Annotated in this window: 9 protein-coding genes; 3 read left to right on the top strand and 6 right to left on the bottom strand. The window is 40.5% G+C overall.

The window, feature by feature from the left end; genetic code table 11:
- Nucleotides 1–43: 43 nt before the first annotated feature.
- The 5 genes from sov to EV194_RS09940 all read right to left on the bottom strand — a co-directional run bounded on the left by sov (nucleotide 44) and on the right by EV194_RS09940 (nucleotide 13,383).
- Nucleotides 44–7,555 carry a T9SS outer membrane translocon Sov/SprA gene (sov, locus tag EV194_RS09960; RefSeq protein WP_243699381.1) on the bottom strand — a complete coding sequence of 2,504 codons (7,512 nt, stop codon included), beginning with the start codon at nucleotides 7,553–7,555 and terminating at the stop codon, nucleotides 44–46.
- A gap of 43 nt (nucleotides 7,556–7,598) precedes the next feature.
- Nucleotides 7,599–8,180: a Holliday junction branch migration protein RuvA gene (gene ruvA / locus EV194_RS09955; protein WP_132433888.1), complete on the bottom strand. Its 582-nt coding sequence runs from the start codon at nucleotides 8,178–8,180 to the stop codon at nucleotides 7,599–7,601.
- Nucleotides 8,181–8,248: 68 nt separating this feature from the next.
- Nucleotides 8,249–9,292, bottom strand: a complete 1,044-nt coding sequence (thiL, locus tag EV194_RS09950; protein ID WP_132433887.1) for a thiamine-phosphate kinase — start codon at nucleotides 9,290–9,292, stop codon at nucleotides 8,249–8,251.
- 103 nt (nucleotides 9,293–9,395) lie between these two features.
- Nucleotides 9,396–11,345 (bottom strand): DUF3857 domain-containing protein, encoded by a 1,950-nt coding sequence (locus EV194_RS09945; protein ID WP_132433886.1) that lies wholly within the window; start codon nucleotides 11,343–11,345, stop codon nucleotides 9,396–9,398.
- Between the two features lie 175 nt (nucleotides 11,346–11,520).
- A complete protein-coding gene (locus EV194_RS09940) occupies nucleotides 11,521–13,383 on the bottom strand; it encodes a DUF3857 domain-containing transglutaminase family protein (protein WP_132433885.1) in 1,863 nt (620 codons plus the stop codon).
- A gap of 617 nt (nucleotides 13,384–14,000) precedes the next feature.
- On the opposite strand from EV194_RS09940, the gene rimP reads away from it, so the two are divergent.
- The 3 genes from rimP to infB all read left to right on the top strand — a co-directional run bounded on the left by rimP (nucleotide 14,001) and on the right by infB (nucleotide 18,774).
- On the top strand, nucleotides 14,001–14,468 hold the full coding sequence (gene rimP / locus EV194_RS09935; RefSeq protein ID WP_132433884.1) for a ribosome assembly cofactor RimP: 468 nt from the start codon (nucleotides 14,001–14,003) through the stop codon (nucleotides 14,466–14,468).
- An 18-nt stretch (nucleotides 14,469–14,486) separates the two neighbouring features.
- Complete coding sequence (gene nusA, locus EV194_RS09930) at nucleotides 14,487–15,728, top strand: transcription termination factor NusA (protein WP_079556486.1); 1,242 nt, start codon at nucleotides 14,487–14,489, stop codon at nucleotides 15,726–15,728.
- 76 nt (nucleotides 15,729–15,804) lie between these two features.
- Entirely contained in the window at nucleotides 15,805–18,774 is a 2,970-nt protein-coding gene (gene infB / locus EV194_RS09925; RefSeq protein WP_132433883.1) for a translation initiation factor IF-2, read from the top strand.
- A 74-nt stretch (nucleotides 18,775–18,848) separates the two neighbouring features.
- Here infB and EV194_RS09920 read toward each other — a convergent pair whose 3' ends face one another.
- Nucleotides 18,849–19,658, bottom strand: a complete 810-nt coding sequence (locus EV194_RS09920; protein WP_132433882.1) for a mechanosensitive ion channel family protein — start codon at nucleotides 19,656–19,658, stop codon at nucleotides 18,849–18,851.
- Between the last annotated feature and the right edge of the window lie 148 nt (nucleotides 19,659–19,806).

The following is a 19,806-nucleotide window of genomic DNA, read 5'->3' as shown; positions in this document are numbered from 1 at the left end:
AATTTCCCCGCTGATAATTAAATTCCCGAAGTTTTTTATTGCTTTATTGTGCAAGAGAGAACCTGAAATTCACCCCAAAACTGCTGGTTGTAATAGGATAACTGGTTGAAATATATGGCGAAGAGAGTTGACGGTCGTAAAATAACTGCATGTTAAACCGATCACTTAATACATAATCAGCTGTAAACTTCAAGGTTGTGATACGACTTCCTGCGGTCATCTGGTTTACGCCTTCTTCTATTCTGCGTATGATTGAGAAGTTATCACGAATTGAGATGTCTGCACGCAGATTTAAATCGGATGACATCTGACGTTGTCCTTCTCTTGAACCAAGTATAATATCCATTTTATCAAATCGATACCCCAGACCAATGACATACTCTTTCGAATAGTTTTCAATGAGCTGATTATTGTTTAAGCTGAGATTCAGGATCCTTCCATTTTTAATTTCAGCCCGGGTGGACATATTATTGAGCCATGTAATATTAAACTGAATAAGAGGGGTAAATTGCTCAGAGATTGACACTCCACTGATCTCATATTTGGGAATAAAATTCCCGGACTCATTACGGATAAAACTAAACCCTTCTCTTAATGACTCTATGCCATCATAATCCATGTTGGTCATAAAGTTACCAACAGTATATGTTGAACGATAAGCATGACTTACATCAAAAGAACGAATATACTTTTGAAACCATGGGATTCGTGATAAGCCGTCATATGTAACGCGCCAGTTAGGTCTCATAAAAGCGATGGAGGGCATCGGATCGAGAAAAATATCTCCGGCTCTTTTTCCTGAATAGGCAGCCAAAAAGGCCGGAATCATTACCTGTTGGGAAGTTAGACTGTAGCCATCTGCTCCTCTGGTGACTTCCATGCCCTCATCGGGATAGCCCGATGGATTATAAGGTCGTCCGGCCAATGGTGAATCTTCATATTGCCCCCCGGTTGGATGAGCTATTCCAATCCGTTTTTCCCCCAATCGATCGGCAATTATCTGTCGATTCAGTAAAAACTGATCGAACACCTCTGATTCATAAACGCCTCTTTTACCAACGCTTTTAAATGATGTACGATACACATTAAAAGTCATGGAAAAATTCCCTGTCTCCCTGGTGTTGAATGCATTAAATTGGTTATCTCTGTAAAAATAGTATTCCGACATGTTGTTTGACTGTCTGTGATTGGCATTTAAATCAATGCGCAATCCTCTGATTGGCTCAATCATAGCCCTTATGGTCAAATCGCTCGTACTGTTCATGGTGTAGGGCGAATTCAGGGTTGAGTCGGTGGTCAGCCACTCATTTTCTCCTGCCCGCAAGGCAAAGTCACGTTCCTGCCATCCCATCATAAAAGGAATACCCGGTGCAGTGGAACCATAATAGTTGTGCGTCCCCATAAACCGTGATTCAGGCATATATCCCGGCAAAATTGTTCCGTTATTTTCTGTGTAAGTAATGGTTATGTTTCTCAAGCTCGTCAACAACCTGAAAGAGTAATCCTTAAGCAAATCACCAAATGATTTTTCATCAACTTTTTGCCCGGTAACCATTACTCTGGCACTTGAAATGTCCTGCGATGGTGTAAAAGTCATATTATTTGCATCCAACACATTTTGTTCTCCCCTAACCGGATGTCCATTTTCATTAAAAACACGAACAGTAACATTGGTCGTACCAAGTTGATGATTAATTGAGAATGGCTCTCCCTGTGTCATTTGTAAGTTATGCTGAGTAAACCGGACAGTTTCTCCTTGCTGCTGCTGTCGTTGTTGTTGCTGTCGTCCAGCCGGTCGGTTCAGTTCCCGTAAATATGCAGAGCGGTTATAAAGCGTATTAAAGTTCAGCTGAGTATTTGCCTGGATATTATTTGAATTCCTGATTATATTGCCCCATTCAAAATCATCACGGGGGATTGGCCCCTGCTGCCAGTTGTACATGGCTCCGTAATTAAGTGTCGCCGAAGTCCAGTTCATGTATGGCAATTTATTTATTGGCAAAGTGTAACTGACATTTATATTATGCTGATAATTGGTTGTTCGACCCATATTGAGCAGATTCGTCATAACCGAATCTCTCCATAAATCATATTCATCCTTGTACAGATCCTTATTTACAGGCCCATCCGGCTCATCAATTATAGCATTGTTTGTTGTTCTGAAATCGATCGACAAAGCTCTGGTAAGATTATACCTCAATTCAAAATACCGATTGAAATAAAAATCTTTATTCACACTAACCGGAATATGAAAGTTAGGATCAGAAATACTCCTGAGTTGCTCTTCCCTGTATCCACGAGTAAGTTCCCAACGATAATTGACCTGTGTGGGTGCCAGATAAAAATTAAAATCTCTTATCAATCTTAAAGCGTCTCCGCTTACACTCGAAAACGGCTCAATCGCAGAAGGGCGATTGACAAAATTATACGCCAGTATCCCCCTGTAATTTCTGTCATAGAAATATTGCGTATCAATATTTCTTCTGTAGGTTTCATTAAATGAATAAGTAGCACTCAAGTTGGATGGACTATAAAAACTCACCTCACTATCTTTAGGTTGAAGTCGTACATTTGTGAAGTTAAAACTTTTACGGCGAACATAATCCTGCGAGACTTGCTTTATACTATCCCTTTCTGCTCTGGTTTCGGCATTGCTTAATGCTACATCAAGCGGGATATCAGGATCCAGCGGATAGTATTCGGGCGTAGCTACCTGCTCACTGTAGCCCATATAAAAAGGTATGGTCATTCGGCTTTCCGGACCAAGAAATTTACCTAACTCAAGAGATGTTGCAATATCGTACTGATAAAAATCTTCCTGACTGCGCTCTGTAACCCCTTGGTCAATACTGCCAAAACCGACAGTACTCATGGCACCGGCAACCTGAACACTGCCCAAATCAGCCAAACGAACATTCATTCTGCTGTTGGCAGCCCAACCACCACGATCATTAAACCCTGTCAAACGTAGTTCATTCATCCAGACCTCTGCAGTACGTTCTTCCAGGGCTCCATTTCGAACGCCAATCATCACCGCCCTCACATTTCCAAGGTTTGGATTTCCCCTGATTTTCAACCTACTATCAGGATTGTCAGGATCAAACCATTCATAAACATCAGTAAGCCGCACTTCCGAACCTGCCATTCGCATCTCATCGTTTCTTCTAAGTTTTATCTGTTGGAAAAGGTCAAGAGGGATGTTCATCCTGTTCTCTTCAGGCCACACAATGTAACGATGAGCTTCGGAACTGCTTCTGTAGAACCCGGGAGGAGTAAGTTTTAGCGGAACTTCATATTCGTAATAGTTGTTCTGATAATCGGAACCAATACGGATGAAAGCCCGCATTTCATTATCCTGCAAATGATATCCCTGCACCGCTTCAGCATGAATATCCATAACCAGATTTTGGTATTGCCGCATATCCATGTTTATGGATTTATAAACTCCTCGTGCATCTCCACTGGCAAGATCAACGACTTTAAGTGAGATGGACTGCTCGTTCAACTCCCTCACTGAAGGGTTGGCAGGGTCAATCACCCGACTGATTCCCGGGGGCAAGATATAATTAACCGGTTCCCGGTTTCCATTCTCCTCGATATTAACAGCAGAAACTTCAAATTGGGTACTGGGATTTGGTGTAACATTGTCTGCAATCTCGAATAGATCCCTGTCATATCTGCGCCATTCCGCCCTAACTAAATCCAATGTGGCAAAACGTAAAATAACCGTATCGCTGAAATTATGAAGAAACATCCTCATAAACCGGACAGACCTTAAGTCTCTAATGTCTCCAACGATTGCATCGGGAGAATTTACCGGCACACGAAACTGATACCATTTAATGGTTTCGGTGTTTCCATTACGAAGTGTGACAGTTGACTCAACAACATCAGTAATATAGTTCTCTCCCACGTTCATATCTCCGGGACGCAAGCTGATCCTGTACTGGTAGTAATCTTCAGCTTCACTCAATGTATTATCACCATTGATATCTTCCGAATCTGGGATGGTGGTTGCAGCGGTACTGAACGACTCTCCTGAAAACTCGGTGGGGCGACTGTTTCCTTCAGGGTTATTGTAATATTTATACCTTTCAAGAATACTCCTTTCATTTTCATCATGTTCACGCCCTCTGAAGTATCTAAAATCATCTGAAGCAGGGTCGTTCATTATTCTATTATATGCCTCTTCAGATAACTGACCCGTACTATACATATTCTCTATCTGATCCAAAAAGCCATTTCCACCTCCACGATAAAACTGACGCTCTCTTTCTGAACTCATCCCATTGAGACCCACATCCTGCATCATTCTGGTAGCTGGATCGTTGCTGAATGCATTAACCATACTCTGCCTCCGTGGAACATATCCCCAAACAGTGGAGTCAACATCAAATGGCTCTCCGGGCCCCGGTAAGCCCTGCTCAAAAAATTTGCGACCATCGCGTAAGATATCCTCAGAAACATTTCCAAGATTGATATAAAAATCTCCTCCTTCATGGGTTCCTTCATCATAGAAGAAAGGATCCATCAACCAAAACTCAATGTGATCTATATTTGCAGCCTCAAAATCTGTATTCCCGCTTATGGCTCGCATAATCCCACCCCATCGGCTGGCAGGATCATTCAAAAATCCATCCCTGTCAATTCGGGTGTCAAAATTATAAGGACCCCGCTCCTTTGGGTAGTATGCCAAATTTAGAACTGAAATGTTGGTTGGCTCTCCATAAGCAGTGTTTCTGTTGGGAAAAATTTCCCTTTCGAACACCTCTCTGACATAATGATTTGATTGTGAATCAGGATCGCGACGCAAATGCGAAGGCGTAAGGTTGTTATTACGCAAAAAGAGTGGATCAATTACGTACCACGCAAGCCTTGCCCGGTTATATCCGTAACTGAGATCGTTCATTCTATCTGCTTCGGGAAACAGATCCTGCCCCTGCGGAGTACTGGCCAAACGCCAAGCGTGCCAATGCTTCATGTCAATGGGAATCTTTGTTCCCTCAAAATCGTCGATATAGGATGTACCCTGTCGATCAATGACATTTGGGTGTCCGGGAATAAGATGTGCAAATTCAGCCTCGAATGAGATCGATGATGGTGCTGTGGTTTGAATCATGGGTAATCTGTTAACCAATGAGGTTAACAGATTTGACTCCCTGTAAAATGAAGTATTCAATCCCCAAATGGTATTGGCGATGGGTTCGTTACCATAAGCCACTTTTTGTGTAAGAGGACGTTCCCTCAAATGCATGACTGTAGCTCCCACGTTAAAATCTTCCGTAAACCGATAATCGAGATGTGTTCCGATCAAGGTCTTAGTCTGGAGATTAAATAGTGACTGACTCTCCAGAGAAACCTGTATGGGGGTTCCCGATTCCATTAACCCCTGGTTCAGAATCCGGATACGCCCAGATGTGTAATCAACAGAATAATCGACATTCTCAGTAAGTCTGCGACCTCCGGCAGTTACCACCACAGATCCTCGTGGAATATTAAAAGCATTGAGAGAAATCTCTGCTCCAGCTGATGATTTAAACGAACCCCGAATTCTGTATTTATTTTTCTCTGCCATCTGTGCAGCAACTGTTCTGGTTGAATCGTATAGTTCCTGAAAAACATACCGGTTACGAACATCCTGAGGTGCTCCGGAAAGTTTTCCATCCATATGTGAACCAAATGGTTCCAGTACCGGAAATATAACCCGCCCCTGCGCAGGAATGATCGTATAACCCGGAACAAAGTCAAACGTTCCGTCTGGAGTAGGTTCCAAACGGGAGTTCAAATTATCCAGCTCCATGATTGAGATAAAAAGCCGTCCGTTTAGTGGATCTTCAGGAAAATAGTTAAGATAACTCCCAATGGAGTCATTCATATGGACAACATTCAGACGAAAATCATCCGGACTCACCTGAAATGCACCAATGGAATAGATGTTCTTCATCATCAAATCCCAATACTTGAATTGGGGCGACAGGTTGGTTCCTTTGATCAGCTTTGCTATCAGCGAATTAGGCGCCTCTACTCCGGATCTACTGAACTCTCCAACCCTGAAAACCTCTCCATTGTAGGTATATTCAAAGGCAACAGCAAGAATCTCATCGGCATTAAGCGCTGAGTTAAGGGAGATGTATCCAAGACGACTGTTCAGCGAATACTCGGCTTCTGTTAAAAGACGCGCGTTTTCGATGCGCTCATAATCGCGGGTTGAACGTAGTTGCGAAATGCCGGATAAGGTGGTGGAGGCATTGTTGAAGTTACGAATATCTCCCTCGCTTCCTGTACTCATTACTTCATAGAGGTTGTTAGCCCTGTTAGATGGCGGGACGTTAACATTTCCCTGCCACCTATTATTCGAAATATTTGCTGAATTTTCACCCAAATCGGTAAAGGCAACGATGTTTCTGGATTGCTCAAAATTGCTGGTTCTGTTAGTTACCCAAACCTCAACCCTGGTAATATTTACCGGAGAGTTTACAACAGGGAGGTTTTGTAAAGCTCTGTCATAATTATCTCTAAAAAAATGGGAAAGAAAAAAGTGTCTGTTTCTGTCGTATTCATCTGCTCCGATGTCAAACTCCTGTGTTTGTGCTCCCCCTTGAATATTCATCACCGATGTTTCACCTTTTTGCTGTGAAAAAACAGAAGTTACGGTTAATTTGCCAAATTGCATCTCCGTTTTCACACCAAACAGACTCTGACTTCCTGTAATCAGAGTCCCGGGAAGAGGCATGGATACATTCCCAGCTTCTATTGATTTGATGATGTCATCTTCGCCACCTTCGTATTCCAAATTGATTTGGTTTTCAAAATCAAAAGTAGCTTCGGTATTGTAATTGATTCCAAGTCTGAGCCTTTCACCAATGTTCCCGCGGATATTCATCTGAATTTTTTGCTGGAAATCAAAGGTGGTGGTTTGCCGCATTCTTTCCTGAAGGGTGGGGTTATCAATTTTTGTGCGGTTAACTCCCAACTGAAGTTCAGCAGTTCCCTGTGGACGGATGTTTATAACATTGCTCCCGAAAATGCTTTCAAAAGCTTCGCCACCAACCCTGATGTGTCCAAATCCACGTTCGGCATCACGCTCCTGATCAACATTGTTTCGTTCCCAATATTCCTGCATGGATCGACGTTTCTGGTGATTTTGGTAATCTTCGAGCGACATGGTATACGGAAGGCGGACAGGAACATTCCCTATTTTTCTGTACATGGTTACCATGCCGGTTGCAGGGTCATATTCAGCTGTATAGTCAATATTGTCCGGATCTTGTAACCTGATTCTGCCTTGCCTATCAGTTCTGGGATCTTGCCTTACAGGTAAAGGAGTAATTCCAACCGGCTCCACCGGTTCGTCATCAACAAGAGAAGGGGTCTGGGGAGTATCATCAACACGCGGCTCATCCTCCTCATCTATGGGGGATTGTTCTTCAGTTTCGGGTACCTGAAAAGATTCTCTGTCTGTAAGCGCCTCTACCATATAATCATTGGTTCCGGCAAATAAGAACAGAGAGGTTAAAAACGGCACAATCAAACTATATGCAATCTTCTTTCTCAAACGAATTAAGGATTTTCACAGGACTCTTCTGAATTTTAATCAATTACAACATTTTCAAAGCCTGCTTTATTATTTGTTCCACCCGGCAGTCCGGCTGCGAAGATAAAATTTTATCAACCGCTTTTTGGGATGCAGCTTTTGCAAACCCTAACATTACTAATGCAGATAACGCTTCATCACGAACCGTATTGTCCGAATCAGCAAATAATTTTTCATCGATGCTCTCTTTCCCTAGTTTGTCTTTTAAGTCGACAATTACTCTTTGAGCAGTTTTAAGCCCTATGCCTTTAATCCCTTTCAGCTGGTTGACATTTCCTGATAAAATGGAAACTCTTAATTCGTCAGGAGGAAGCGATGAAAGCATCATGCGTGCAGTGTTGGCTCCAATTCCTGAGACAGAAATGAGATGTCGGAAAAGTTCGCGTTCAACTCTTGAATGGAAACCATATAGCGTATAGGCGTCCTCACGGATATTCTCATGAATATAAAGAGACGTTTCTTTCAATTCCTTTAAGGAGGTATAAGTGGTCAGGGAAATATTGACAAAATATCCAAGCCCGTTGTTCTCAAGAACAACATGCGCAGGACTACTTTCCACCACCTTTCCTGAAATAAATTCAAACATGGAGTTTAACTTTTAATAATTGCAGTTTCTAACCCTATAACCATTCAACCCTAAAACATATCACCCCTTTAGCTTTTCATCCCGTTTGTTCCCCACCCTTGAGCAGTTAGATCAATCTCTTCGTCAGATGAAGTAATCAGACGCCTCCCTTTTTCGGCATCTGCAACATACCCAATTGCGGAAATTCCCTCTGGAAATTGATTTCCGATTTTTTCAAAATCGGAAAAGGAGATGGTAAAGAGCAGTTCATAATCTTCACCTCCATTGAGTGCGGCCACCAGAGGATTAAAGTTCAGCTCATTGGCAGCCTTTAAGGTATTTTGATTTAAAGGAATCTTATTCTCATAAATATGACAACCCACTTTTGCAGCCTCGCACATCAGCAAAGCTGATGTTGCCAAGCCCTCTTTTACAGCCACCATGGAGGTGGGAGATATTCGATTTTTTCTAAAAAAATCAAATACTGTAAGAGGAATTTCAGGCTTCAACTGTCGTTTTAATACATAATCATTGTTTCCAAAATCAGGCTCAGTCTCCGCCTTCCCCTTTAGAACACGTTTCTCCCTTTCGAGCAAATGCAGTCCCATCAGAGCTCCTCCCAAATCACCTGACACACAAATCAAGTCGGTTGGTTTTGCTGTTTTGCGCAAAACGGTGTCTGATGGCTCAGCTGTGCCCGAAGAGGTCACTGAAATGGTCAATCCGGTTAACGATGCCGTTGGTTTGAACCCGGCCAAGTCAACACCATAAGTCTGACATGCCGATAACACTCCGTCAATCAGTTGATCAACCCGCTGAAAATCCATCTTATTACTGAGGCCAACACTCACATAAACCTGTTCAGGCTTTGCGTTCATTGCATAAATATCCAAAATGGAGGCCACCACAGATTTATAACCCAAATGCTGAAGCGGATGATAAACAAGGTCGAAATGAATTCCCTCTAATAATAAGGTGTTGGTCACAATCTGCCGGGACGGCAGGTCCAAAACAGAAGCATCATCTCCAATTCCCTGCAATGTTGAACCATTGATATGACGGACTTTCTCGTTCACATAATCCACAAGTCCATAAATACCTAACTCCGATAAGGATTGCTCTTTTTTGGTCATCCTAAAAAATAATATCTAATTAATCAACAGCTCCATTCTCATTTTAAGTAGAATGGAGCTGTAAATATACTGATGTTTTGCAAGGTAAATATTCAATTTCTGATTAAATTCTTTTCAATACTATATTCTCATTGCCTTTTTTTACGATTTCAGAATAGTAGGCTTTTAATCTTCCATAATCTCTCGCAGGATAAATGGCATGTTTAAACCAATATGAAAAAGAAACAATTAAGTCATCACCATTTCTATTAATATTATAGCTTATCTCAAAAATATCATTGCTAAAATTCAAGTTGTCCGGCAATACTTCTATATCATAACCTTCAGGAATTTTTAATGTAGATTGAAAAGTGCGCTTAGCAGAGTATACCTTATCAATTGGATACGTCCTCTGATTCTGCTTTAAAGGGTTATCATTCATAACATAGCCAACAAAAGGTGAAATCATGACTCTGTCCTGTAAATCATCTGTTTTAGCAAGAAATGAAAATCTGAGTTTCCAGGGCTGATCAACCTCCCACTGATTTTCTACTTCTATTGATGATTCATCAATTTCAAATTGGGAATTTTTCAATTGGTTCAATAGGTTGTTTTTGTCATCACCATAATTAGTCCTGTAATAAACTGCGTCAAACTCTGTCGCTGTTTTAGATGCATCGACACTTAATCCAGACTCACTCAGAGACATGTTGAAGACCAATGCTTTTTCCGAAGGCTTTTCAAATGTCAGATCCACCCACTCTTCCTTATCAGTATTAATTTTCAACCCTTTAAAGTTGATACATTTTAAAGGGATGCGATTATTTGGAACCATTCGGGAAGTTGCATCAGAAAGAATTTTTTCGCCATCAACGTTTGCAGAAATGATTACATAATTAAAGAAATGACTAAATGGATAATCATAATAGACCAATCCATGATCCCGTGTACTGATTATTACAGGGTCTGCCTCTATCCCAACCGCTCTTAAAGCGCCGACTGCAAACAAATTAATATCTGCGCAGGATCCATGTCCGTCTCTAATTAAGTTCCGGGGAGTTTTGGTTGCAAACTTTCCATGAAAATTATTCCACCTAAAATGCTGTTTAACCTGGTTCATTACATATTCAAAGCGTTCCTTCTCTGGCTTTTCAGAAATCGATTTTACATCCAAAATGCGCGAAGCGTCGCGCCTTGATCGATTTACATAGCGCCCAAAATCAGGATGTTTCGACAAATCGTTAATCATATCTGGCCATGTTGTTACTATCTGCTCTATTCGACCTGACGGATAAATGATTTTTGATAGTTGAAAATTAATTTTTATGATATAATCATTGATGGACGAGATGAATTCTTCATCATTAAATGGTCGGAGATCTTTCATGACAAAATTATGAACCATGTCATTATACTCTATTCCGGAGAAGTTTCTTTTGAATCTTCTATCGACTCTTGATCTCGAGCTATGGAAGCTATTAGCTCCCTGTAGAATGTACTGATACTCATAAAAAGGAACCACTCTTAGTTCATATTCGCTGTACTCAACAGGAATCCTCCATTGAAATTCCCAATCCTTTAATCTGAAAACATTTGGAGTCCGAACAATATATTTGTATTCAATTATTGACCCCACCCTAACATCCTGCAATGCAAATTTTCTCTGACCCCAGTATTCATTTATTTGTTCATCAAAAATATTGGAGTCATCAATGGAAGACCGATTTATTAGATTGTTGGTCAGATTATATGTATTCCCAGAGATCTCAGAAACTCTCTCATTTGCAGAGCCCCCCTGATAGTAGGGGATTTGAACATTTGCCCATTTAACTCCAGCCTCTGAAAGTATATGAATACGAGTAACACGCTCAAATTCCACTTCAAAGCCGTTTTGAGTTTGTACAAAAATTGATTTCCCAATATCGAAAAGCACCACTGCATCGGCATCTTCATTTTCACTTACAGTGTTAAAATCAGCAATGGTAATTGATCCGTAAGCTCCTGGTGCTCCAGCTGAGAGTATATCAGATGCCAAACAAGAATACAAGAAAAGAAACAGAAGAAATAGTTTCATAACAGATTTAGTTTAGAGATTATTGAAGGTTTACATTAATTTTTAGAAAAAACAATCTGACAATCAAGATACAATTCACTTCAATGCCTTAAGTGTATGGTTATATTATTTAGGAATCCTGTATTGATAAGCCCCTGATTAGCATAGCCTGAAATTTATTACTCCTGTTTGAGATTTAAATATCTTTTGATTTATGAATGAGCACAGATCCATTAGACTCTAGGCTTCGAACCTGCTTTGTGAATTCATACAAACCTATGTAGTCTTCGGAAGTATACTCCCCCTGATTAAGAAAAAACTCCTTTTCTACAGTAATCTTACCTTGACTATAGCTTGAAGCCCATCTATAATATCCAGCTTTATCCCTGATTACATGCTCGGTATCTTCTTCGATAAAAATGTAACCTTCAGGCAGGTTGTATTCAATAACATCTGAATAATATATGGGTACATCCAATTTAACAGGCAATTTCCTTTCTTCAGAACTCACAAAAGCAGGAATATTTAGAGGCAATATTCTAATCAACATTTGATCTTCACCAACTTTGACAAACGTATTTCTCGAAGAAGCCACCTGCTCAAAAGCAACCTCTTGATTAAAAAAGTCTGGCTCTTTTAAATCAAAACCAATAACATCAAATCCCTTGATTAAAAACTCATTCCGCAAAAACTGATCTCGGGTATTGCGTTGCATGAATCTTTCAGCCATGTATAGTGTTTCAAACTCAGCACCTCTGTATACTGTGGCAATGGAAACACTTGAGCGAGAATTGGACGGCGAAGAGAAACTGAACAGTCGTTCTCTTTTTACATCAGCTTTTTTAAATGCAGGAATATCAACGAAACGACTATTGTTTTTGTCTATCAATAAAGCTTCTCTATTCTGGTTAAATGTGCCGGGATAATTAAAAGGCCCTTTACTTGTACAATCCAACCATATGGTATCACCGTCTAAAAAAACACCTAATATAGCATGATTAAACTGTGTTGCCGGGAACTCCTTATTTATTGGTCGCACCCTCCTATCTCCTGCCCATATTAAAGTGTAATAAGAAGGAACTCCAACATGCTCCAAAACTGCTTTAAAATAATTGGTTAATGCTTTACAATCACCATATCTGTTTCGTGCGACATAGGACGCAGGATAAGGATTTAACCCACCAGTTTCAATCGAAACGTTTACATATCTTGTAGTGTTTTGAAGATACTCATATAGAATGTTAGTTTTCTCCCTTTTGCAATTAACTTCCGCAACCAAAGAATTAATTTTCAACTTTTCTGCAACAGGCAAATCTGACTTACCTTCTAATAGAGAGTATTGCCAATTCCCAAATTCAACCCAACTTGTTTGAGATCCGTTTTTAGCATATTTAAAGTGCAATGGAACAACATCCACAGAAGGCAGAAACTGATGAAGCGATGGAGAATAATTTTCAGGAACAATAAGTTCCTCATAAGTAGTCTCCCAACGATGGAACATCCTGTCCTCAGATTCTTTGAAAGAATACTGATCAATGAACTGCTTATGAATATTTATTTCGAATGATACGGGAATATCCACTTCAAGAGTTGCATGCCGGGTAGGTACATCCAGATTTAAAACAGGAGTCCAACTGGCTAAATACACAAACTCGCGCTGCCGCATTTGAAAGCTGTAAACTAATGTGTAAGGATATTCATGATGATTTAGGGTGAAGTACTTCTCCTTGCGATCCCGATAAAATGATATTCCAGAGACCGTGCTTCTCTCTTTGATGTCACGTCTGCTAAGTTTTTTCACCTCATTTCCGTTGGCATCCAAAATAAAAGCCTCAATATTTGAGACTCTGTTCATAGTCGAAAAAGGAATTACCACATCAGTATACCTCTCTCCTCCTCTATTGTTGATTTTAATCTCAAAGTGATTATTCGTAATCAACCTACCTCTGTTAATCGAAACTGAAGTTCTTAATGAAATTAACTCTGCATCATGCGATTGCCCCGTTAAAATGGCTGGAAATAAAATAAGAAGATAGGATAGAGTTAGTATATTTTTCATAAATATGACCAAAAACAGTGTTAATCAAAAGGAAATATTCATTACACAAAAGAGAATTTTTACTAGTTATACAATTATAGATAAAATATTTTAAACAAATACATATTTGTGTAAAATCCACTCGTTAATTGAATTTAATCCAAACAAACGAAACATTTAGATTCACTGATGTCTGATAAAAAAATAATTAATCAAAAAACTTGAGTTTAGATTCCTCTCTTCGTTCGGAATGACAGCTACTTAGATTTTAATTGAATGGGTTTAGTAACAGCAAAGCCGTTACTAAACCCATTCAAAGCATAAAACCACAAAACCATGTCATTTCGACCAAAGGGAGAAATCTCTAAAATTCTGCCGGACAACATTAATCTGGTTTATCAATAAAAGCTGAGAATGAATTTACTTATCAAATCAACATGCTTAATGGAGATTCTTTCAATTATAAATAGCATAGCTATTTAAACCATAAGCTACAATGATACAAAAATCAATACAGAACTGCTGACAATTAGTAATATATTTGGAAAATTAACTATTCATCATTACATTTGTGGCGAATTTAGGACTGAAAGGAACTAGGGGACTTACCGTCCCCTATTTTATTACTATTATAATTTATGATTTCAAACGAAAAAATAACAGAAATAATCCGGGAAAAAGTAGAAGCCGATGGCTTTTACATCGTGGATGTTGTTGTTAAATCCGGGAACCGGATTCAGGTTGAAATCGACAGTGAACAGGGAGTGCCCATTGAATATTGCGTATCATTATCGCGTTTGATTGAGCAATCTCTGGATCGGGAATCTGAGGATTTTGAACTGGAGGTTTCATCCCCCGGAATTGGACAACCATTGAAAATCCTTCGCCAATACCTGAAAATTATTGGCAAGGAGATAGAAGTGCTGACCACCGACGGTCGTAAGATCTCAGGAGTTTTGAGTCAGGCAGACGAAAACGGATTTCGATTAAAAGAAGAAAAAATGGTTAAACCTGAAGGAAAAAAGCGTAAAGAGTTGCAGGTTATAGATCATGATTTTAATTTTGAAGACGTTAAATCAGTGAAAGAGGTAATAAAGTTTAAATAAGAATATAGATAGCTGGCAATGGAAAATATCAATCTCATCGATACTTTTTCGGAATTTAAGGAGCTTAAGAGCATAGACCGTGTTACACTGATCCGTGTTCTGGAGGACTCCTTCCGCAGTGTTTTAATAAAACTGTTTGGAACCGACGAAAACTTTGACGTCATTATCAATACCGACAAGGGAGATTTCGAAATTTGGCGGAATCGCGAGGTTGTTGCCGATGATGAACTGACTGACAGCAATCTCCAGATCTCTTTAACGGAGGCAAAAAAGATTGATGAAGACTATGAAGTGGGTGAAGAAGTTACCGATGAAGTTAAATTCATTGATTTTGGTCGCAGAGCCATCTTAACGCTCAGACAAAACCTCTCCACCAGAATTATGGAGCTGCAGAAAGATGCCATCTATAATAAATACAAGGAAAAGATTGGTGAAATCATAACCGGGGAAGTTTACCAAATTTGGAAACGTGAAATTCTGGTTCTGGACGATGAAGGAAATGAACTCATTTTACCTAAATTAGAACAGATTCCATCAGATTTCTACCGTAAGGGAGATTCCATCAGAGCTGTAGTTGTGAGAGTTGAAATACGCAACAACAATCCGCTCATCATCATATCCCGAACCGCAGAAGCATTCCTTGAAAGATTGTTCGAACTTGAAGTACCCGAAATACACGACGGACTAATCACCATCAAGAAAATTGTACGCCAGCCGGGCGAAAGAGCAAAAGTGGCTGTTGAATCCTACGATGATCGCATCGACCCTGTTGGAGCTTGTGTAGGAATGAAAGGTTCGAGAATCCATGGAATTGTTCGTGAATTGCGAAACGAGAACATCGACGTAATAAATTACACAACCAATACACAGTTGTTTATACAGCGTGCTCTGAATCCAGCAAAGATTTCGAGCATCAAATTATTTGAAGATACCAAACGAGCACAGGTTTATCTTAAACCTGAAGAAGTTTCTCTGGCCATTGGGAAAGGTGGCCTCAACATCCGTCTGGCCAGCCAGTTATGCGGCTACGAACTGGATGTGTATCGTGAAACAGAAGGCGAAGAAGAAGAGGAAGATGTATCATTGGATGAATTCGCCGATGAAATTGAAGACTGGATTCTGGAAGCACTCAAATCCATTGGATGCGACACAGCAAAGTCTGTTCTTGATTTGACAGTTGAAGATTTAGCTAAACGAACCGACCTGGAGGAAGAAACCATCAGGGATGTTGTAAGCATATTAAAATCTGAATTTGAATAATTCACTTATCTTTGTCAAAAATAACAGATTAACCAATATCCTTTTATCACCAGAAATTTAACTGAAAGTTCCTTTTATGGCAGTTGGACAAAGACTCAGCAAAGTTGCAAAAGAATTGAACGTTGGTACAAGTACCATCGTTGACTTCCTTCAAAAGAAGGGGGTTGAAATTGATGTGAATCCAAACACCAAAGTTTCACCAGAAATATTTGAACTTCTTAAAAACGAGTTCAAGCAGGATTTGAGCGTAAAAAAAGCTTCAGAAGAGTTAATCGAACGCAAACTGAAAGAGAAAAAAGAGACCATCTCTATTGATAAGGTTAAGAAAGAAGACGAGATTTCTGACGAGGAGGATGAAGATATAGATGAAGTTCTTAAGCCACAGGTGAGAAAAAATGTGGATGTAAAGGTTGTCGGGAAGATAGATCTTGAAAAGAAACCTGCACCGAAACCACAGGAAAAACCAGCTCCTCCAAAAGAAGAGCCCAAACCTGCTGCAGAAAAGCCAACTCCAAAGAAAGAAGAAGCACCCAAGCCAAAAGAGACTTCAAAACCAGAACCTGAACACATACCGGTTTCAGTTAAGAAACCGGTTGAAGAACCCCGGGTTGTTGGGAAAATTGATCTTGATAAAAAACCTAAAGCCAAAGAAGCTGAACCAAAAAAAGAGGAGAAGCCAAAAGAGCAGGCTCAACCGGTAAAAGAAGAGAAAACGGCCACAGATATTAAAAAAGAGGTTCCTGTAAAAGCCGAACAACCGGCAAAAGAAACCAAAGTGGAAACTCCTGCACCGAAACAAGAAGAACCAAAAGTAAAAGCTGCATCACAAGAGAACAAAGATTCAGACTTTGTTCCAACCAAAATAAAAAAGCTGACAGGGCCCACCGTTGTTGGAAAAATTGAACTTCCTAAAGACACCCGAAACGGAGATAACCGTGACGATAAGAAAGGCCGTAAAAAGAAGAGGAAGCGAATTAAGAAGGAGAAAGAACGCGTAAACATCAACGCAGCAGGCGAAAAAACAACAGGTGGACAAGGTCCAAAAACAGGCACTCCACAACAACAGGGGGATAAATCAGCCGAACGAAAAGCGGCAGCCCGCAAGAAGGCACCAAAAGTTAAAAAACGCCCTGCTCGTCCTGAAGTGAGTGAAGAGGATGTTGCAAAACAGATTAAAGATACCCTTGCAAGGTTAACCTCCAAAGGAAAATCTAAAGCTTCAAGGCACAGACGTGATAAAAGAGACATGGCATCTCAACGTCATATTGCCGAACAGGAGCGAATGGACGAGGAAAAGAAAATTCTGAAAGTAACAGAATTTGTAACTGCCAACGAACTGGCCAACATGATGGATGTACAGGTAAACCAAATCATTGCATCATGTATGAGTCTTGGGTTGTTTGTATCCATCAACCAGAGATTGGATGCAGAAACCATTGCACTGGTGGCCGAAGAGTTTGGCTACAAAGTTGAGTTTGTCAGCGTAGATCTGGCAGAAAGCATCTCAGAATATGAGGATACTCCGGAAGATCTGAAGGACAGACCCGCCATTGTCACCGTAATGGGACACGTGGACCACGGTAAAACATCGCTTCTGGACTACATCCGGAAATCGGATGTCACAGCAGGTGAAGCCGGAGGTATTACTCAGCACATTGGAGCGTACGGTGTAAAACTGGATAGTGGTAAAAAAATCACATTTCTGGATACGCCGGGTCACGAGGCTTTTACCGCCATGCGTGCACGTGGAGCACAGGTTACAGATATCGCCATCATCATCATAGCCGCTAACGATAACGTGATGCCTCAAACCATTGAGGCCATCAACCACGCATCGGCGGCAGGCGTACCCATCGTTTTTGCCATCAGTAAAATCGATGTTCCGGGTGCAAACCCCGACAAAGTGAGGGAATCACTCGCCAATATGAACTACCTGGTTGAGGACTGGGGTGGAAAATATCAGTGCCAGGAGGTTTCAGCCAAACACGGAACCAATGTAAAACAGTTATTGGAGAAAGTTCTTCTGGAAGCAGAGATGCTGGAACTTAAAGCCAATCCGGTTAAACCGGCCGTTGGATCGGTAATTGAATCAACACTGGATAAAGGACGTGGGTTTGTTGCAACACTTCTGGTTCAGGCAGGGACATTAAAAGTTGGAGACCTCATTCTTGCAGGAAGCTATTACGGTCACGTAAAAGCGATGTTCAACGAGCGAAATCAAAAAATTGAAGAGGCCGGCCCATCAGATCCGGTACTGATACTCGGTTTGAACGGAGCACCCCAGGCTGGTGAGAAATTCAACGTAATGGAGAGCGAAAAAGAGACCAAAGACATTGCCACTAAACGTTTGCAACTGCAACGCGAGCAGGGAATGAGAGCTCAAAAGCACATCACACTCGACGAAATTGGACGACGCATTGCCATTGGTAACTTCCAGGAACTGAACCTGATTGTGAAAGGTGACGTAGATGGATCCATCGAGGCTCTTTCTGATTCTCTAATTAAACTTTCAACTGAAGAAATTCAGGTGAATGTGATTCACAAGGCTGTGGGAGGAATTGCGGAATCGGATATTATGCTTGCCGCAGCATCCAATGCCATCGTCATCGGCTTCCAGGTACGTCCATCACTTGCAGCCAGAAAAATTGCCGAAAAGGAGCAAATCGACATACGTCTCTACTCCATCATTTACGATGCCATTGAAGAGATTAAATCGGCCATGGAAGGAATGCTTTCACCCGAGATTAAGGAGCAGATTACCTCCACCGTGGAAGTACGTGAAACTTTCAAAATCACAAAAGTGGGAACCGTTGCCGGTTGTATGGTGAAAGAGGGCAAAATAAGACGAAACTCCAAAATCCGGATCATTCGCGACGGTATTGTAATATATACTGGCGAACTGGGATCTCTCAAACGCTTTAAAGAAGATGCCAAAGAGGTAGCTTCAGGATTTGAGTGCGGATTAAATGTTCATAATTACAACGACATAAAGGTTGGAGACCTGATTGAATCTTACGAAGAGGTGGAAGTTTCGAGAAAACTGTAAATCACTTTCTGATTAGAAATAAAAACGCCAACGGCTGTTCAAAGGAACAGCCGTTGGTGATTTTGATTTCTTACCTATTCTGATTTCTTCAAATGCACATCCATTTGAGGGAATGGAATGTTAAGTCCTTCTTTGGGGAATGTATTGTAAACTTTTTCGTTCATATCAAAAAATACACCCCAAAAATCGGAAGCGTTTACCCAAACTCTGACAGTAATATTTACTGAGCTGTCGCCCAATTCTCCCAGAGCTATAAATGGTGCAGGATCAGTTAAAATTCGCTGATCATCACCAATGAGTTTTAAAAGAACTTCTTTTGCTTTATCAAAACTATCACCATAGGCTATCCCAAACGACCAGTCAATGCGGCGTGTGGGAAGTGTCGAAAAGTTTGTCAGCGAATTCGTTGCCAACGAACCATTGGGAAGAATGATAGTTTTATTGTCCGGAGTTCTGAGAATCGTTACAAAAATTTGAATTTCATTAACAGTACCCGAGTATCCCGATGCAGTGATAAAATCACCAACTTTAAAAGGTTTAAAGATCAGAAGAATGACACCACCAGCAAAGTTCTGAAGAGTCCCGGATAAAGCTAACCCCACAGCCAAACCAGCGGCTCCTAGGATTGCAATAAAAGAGGTCATTTGTATTCCCACCATTCCCATCACACTAATCACCAGGAGGACTTTAAGCAGTACTACTAACATCGAACGAAGAAAAGGTCGCAGAGATACATCCAGATTCCTTTTTTCAAGAACCCGCGTGAACCATTTTGAAAACCATCTGATAAGTTCTAACCCCAAGAACAATACAATAACCGCGCCCAACAATCTTGGTCCGTAAACCAAAATCATTTCAATTAATTCATTTTTAATATTTTCCATAATTTTAGGTGTTTTGATTGTTTCTTTAAAAATATTTACTCATTAATCACTTTAATCTAACTTCCTAAATGATACGCTATACAATTTACGCATATATCTTAATCAATGTGGAAAATACACCTGATTTTTCTATCTCTCCTGGGAAAAT

This window comes from Natronoflexus pectinivorans (assembly GCF_004345615.1).
Classification (GTDB): domain Bacteria; phylum Bacteroidota; class Bacteroidia; order Bacteroidales; family Marinilabiliaceae; genus Natronoflexus; species Natronoflexus pectinivorans.
Note: the sequence above shows the minus strand (reverse complement) of the source record. Positions and strands in the feature narration are given on the sequence as shown.